The following is a 4,282-nucleotide window of genomic DNA, read 5'->3' as shown; positions in this document are numbered from 1 at the left end:
TGCACCGTGGAGACAAAGGAAGTGGTGATCCTGCCGAATCCGCCCGCTGATGATGGCAGCACAAAATTCCAGTTGGTCATGGAGGACGGCATTTCCAAGGTCCCTGCCGGATTGCAGAACATTGAGGCGCTGAACACTCCCGAAAAGCTGGAAACCGCCATGAAAACCGCTATTACACAGGCCAATTCCGGCGTTCCCCAGGCCAACACCGCCGTCTATGATGTGGAGCTGCAAATCAGCACCGATGGCGGCACTACCTGGACGAAGGCGACTGCCGGAAACTTCCCCGCAAACGGCCTGACCATCACCCTGCCCTATCCAGCGGGAACAAACAGCAGCTATACCTTCACCATGGTGCATATGTTCACCACCAGCGATTTTGGCAAAACGCCCGGAGATATTGAAACGCCCCGCGTCATCAACACGGCCAGCGGCCTCCAGTTTACCGTTACCGGCCTGTCCCCGGTCTCCGTGGGATGGACGGCTCCCGCAACCACGCCGGATACTCCCTCCGGCGGCAATCATGGCGGCGGAGGAGGCGGGAGCGTCAGCACCTACGCCGTCACCGTTGAAAAGTCGGAGCATGGCAAAGTGACCTCCAACCGCACCAATGCCAGCAATGGCAGCACTGTCACCCTGACCATCACCCCGGACAGCGGCTATGTGCTGGACGCTCTGACCGTCACAGACAGCCGGGGGAACGAGATCAAGCTGACGGCCCAGGGCGGCAACAAGTACACCTTCACGATGCCCAGCAGGGCCGTAACGGTAAAAGCGTCCTTTGTTCCTCTGCCGGACGATACGCAAAAGCCCTGCGACGGCGGCGCGGACTGCCCCTCCCGCGGCTTTAGCGACCTGGGGAGCGTGGGGACGTGGTATCACGAGGCGGTGGACTACGTTCTGCGAAATGATCTAATGGGCGGTTACGGCAACGGCCTGTTTGGGCCGAACGATAACCTTTCCCGCGCCCAATTCGCACAGATACTCTTTAACAAAGAGGGCAGGCCGGTTGTCAACTACCTGCTGCAATACGGCGATGTGGCGGAGGGCGCGTGGTACACCGAGGCCATCCGCTGGGCCACCAGCCGGGGCATCGTGGGCGGCTACGGAAACGGGATGTTCGGCCCCAACGACAACATCACCCGTGAGCAGTTGGCGGTCATGCTCTGGCGGTACGCCGGAAGCCCCGCCGCTACGGATAAGGAGCTGCACTTCACCGACGCGGATCAGGCCAGCGGCTTTGCGCTGGACGCTCTGCGGTGGGCGGTAGAGAACGGCATCATCAACGGCTACGGCGACGGGCTGCTCGGCCCCCAGGGGCAGGCGACACGGGCGCAGGTGGCGCAGATGCTGAAAAACTTTATTGAGAATCGGGAGCCCGATGCTTAAAAAACTTGTATTTTCTTGAAAGACGCATAGTACCACGAAAGCGGGACGGTGTTTTTCTGTCCCGCTTTTCTTATGTTTTTTTCGCAAAACCTGTCGAAATGTGTCTCAAATTGAGACGCATTTCAGAAAGGAGGGACTGTGCCCAGCTCCGGCGATACACCGAGTACAATCATTATGACAACCCGGCCAATACAGAGGCCGCCCCCTTCCAGATCAGGGGCATTTACATCGACCCGGCCCGCCGGGTGGCGGAAGTCTATGGACAGCCTGTGGCCCTACGCCGCCGTGAATTTTCTCTGCTGCTGTACTTTATGCAAAACCATGATGTTGTACTGACGCCTGAGCAGATATGCGAACACGCCTGGAGGATGGAATATACGCAGTCCGTGGGCCAGTCTGTCCATGAACTCCGTAAGCAGATCGAAGTAACTCCAAATCGCCCCCGCCATATCCAGACCGTCTATCGCGTGGGCTACCGCTTTGTATCAGATTTTGACGAAACTTAATGAAACAGGAACCGGCAACGACCGCCGCCCCGAATCAGGGGCGGCGGCTTCTTTCTGTTCGATCAAAAGCGTACTTTCTCGAAGGGGACGGCCAACGTGCCATAGCTAAAACAGTCGAGGAGTATCTTCTTTCGCCGAATAAAAAAATTCTTTTCAAAAGTTTGGCAAAACACACCCTGGCACTTGTAATAAGGATAGAGGGGAACCGGAAAACAGGTTAAATATTCAAAAAAATACATCTCAAATTGAGACGTATTTCGACACAACACCGATTCGGCCCGTGTACCTTGATAACAGAATGACCGGCCAAAGAGGATATATGTCTGCTTCACAAGCGCCGCAGACAGCACGCCGCTGGGATGCCATGGGCAGGAACGGCTTTGGACAGAACGGCGATTTTTTGCGTTTATTGTTGAAATATGAGATAATAATGGTGTAGTAAGCGGCACCTTGAAAACAGAATATTTCTGGCCGCCATATATGCACCGTTCACTCGGAAAGCGAGGGTATATATGGCAGAGCAAAACATTCAAGCTATCAGCGATATGGGACAGAACGCCAAAAAACGCATCGTCTGTCTATATCGGGTGTCTACCATAGGACAGGTTGACAAAGACGATATTCCCATGCAGAAGCAGTCTTGCCGGGGATTTTGCAGGCAGCACCCCGGCTGGGAGATTGTCAAGGAATTTTCTGAAAAAGGCGTTTCCGGGTTTAAGGTCTCCGCCAGGGACAGGGACGCGATTCAAGAGATACAGAAGATGGCCCTGCAAGGCGAATTTGATATTTTGCTGGTGTTTATGTTCGACCGGCTGGGCCGCAAGGACGATGAAACGCCCTTTGTGGTGGAATGGTTTGTCAAGCAGAATATTGAAGTATGGAGCGCCATGGAGGGCCAGCAGAGGTTTGACAATCACGTGGATAAGCTGCTGAATTACATCCGCTATTGGCAGGCTTCTGGAGAGAGCATTAAAACTTCCTTGCGCGTCAAGACCCGGCTGGAACAGCTGACTCAGGAGGGGCTTTACTCCGGCGGGCGCACACCGTTTGGCTACCGGCTGGAGAAAACAGGCCGGATGAACAAGAAAAATCAAGATGTGCGGGATCTTGTTGTAGAGCCGGAGGATGCGGAAATCGTCAAGCTGATTTTTCAGAAATATGTGTATGAGGGCTGTGGGGCGCTCCGTATCTGCCGCTATCTGGCAGAGCAGAACATCCGCAGGAGAGACGGCAAAATGATTTCTGTCGGCATCATCAACCGGGCCATTCAAAACCCTATCTATATTGGCGTTTTGCAAAGAGGCGCCAGCAAATCAGAAGTCTTGCCCGCCTTGAAAATCATTGATGAAAATGTATTTGCCAGGGCACAGGAGATCATCAGCGCAAGGACCGTCCAGCACAGGGAAGTTCCGCTTACCACCAGAGGGAAATCCCTTTTAGTGGGGAATGTCTATTGCGGCTGCTGTGGAGCGCGGCTGGTGCTGACGACCTCCGGGCGAAAATATCGCAGGAAAGACGGGACAGTGGTTACAGGCAGTTATTCCAGCTATAAATGCTGCAACAGGACGCTGGCCCCCGGAAAGTGTGACGGACAGACTTCTTTCAGTGTTGAGAAGCTGGATAACCTTGTGGAGCAGATCGTCCGCATCCAGCTTGAGCAAATCCAAAAGGCTCCGCCACAGGCGCTGCTTGAGAAACAGCGGAGCCGGAAAATCGACCTTGCCAAAGTGAAGGTGAAGCGTCTGGAGGATGAATACCGGCAGAAGCAGAGGGCCTATCAGGATTTGCGGGCCGAGACGCTGAAGGTAATCCAGGGTAACAGCCATTTCAGCGCCGGTCTGCTGAACAGTTTGATTGACGAGACAGCCGCCCAGCTTAAGGAGCTGGAGAGCCAGGTGCAGGCCGCAGAGAAGGAGCTGCGGGACATTGTATCTGGCGCTGAACAGGTTGGACAGGAATACGCGCAGCTGGTGAATTGGGCCGGGTTATATGACAACTGCACCTTTGAATCCAGGAAAATGATTGTGGCGCAGTTCGTAAAGGCCGTCCACATCAAGAGAGGGTATGAGGTGGATATTGAGTTTAATGTGTCCTTCGAGGAATTTCAGGCGCTTTATCTGGAGCCGGAAGCGGAGGAAAGCAAGCGGAAACGGAGGGGCCGGGAAATCCTTGCCCTCGTGGAGAACGCATAATAAATTCCCGGCCCGAACAAGATACAAAATATTTTCGACATTCCTTTTTTATCTATTGCGAATACCAGCAACCACACTATATGGCAGATTATTTTTTGCTTAAACTGTACTGCTTACTACTCGCTAGGCGAGTGGTTCAAAAAAAGCCTTATGGCGATGATGTAAACAAGAAAACTCCCTTTGCTATAGAATAGA

Annotated in this window: 3 protein-coding genes; all 3 read left to right on the top strand. The window is 53.8% G+C overall.

Annotation, left to right across the window (positions count from 1 at the left end; translation table 11 throughout):
* On the top strand, window positions 1–1,389 hold a 1,389-nt coding region (locus tag D1646_RS20770), incomplete at its 5' end, for an S-layer homology domain-containing protein (RefSeq protein WP_207709449.1).
* A gap of 110 nt (window positions 1,390–1,499) precedes the next feature.
* The gene (locus D1646_RS20765; RefSeq protein ID WP_243154277.1) at window positions 1,500–1,895 is read left to right on the top strand and encodes a winged helix-turn-helix domain-containing protein; all 396 of its coding nucleotides are present in this window, start codon (window positions 1,500–1,502) and stop codon (window positions 1,893–1,895) included.
* Between the two features lie 512 nt (window positions 1,896–2,407).
* Window positions 2,408–4,087, top strand: coding sequence for a recombinase family protein (locus D1646_RS20760; protein WP_160638281.1), 1,680 nt, complete (start codon window positions 2,408–2,410; stop codon window positions 4,085–4,087).
* Window positions 4,088–4,282 lie beyond the last annotated feature (195 nt).

The sequence above is a fragment of the Pseudoflavonifractor sp. 60 genome (assembly GCF_009911645.1).
In the GTDB taxonomy this organism is placed as follows: Bacteria; Bacillota; Clostridia; order Oscillospirales; family Oscillospiraceae; genus Lawsonibacter.
Note: the sequence above shows the minus strand (reverse complement) of the source record. Positions and strands in the feature narration are given on the sequence as shown.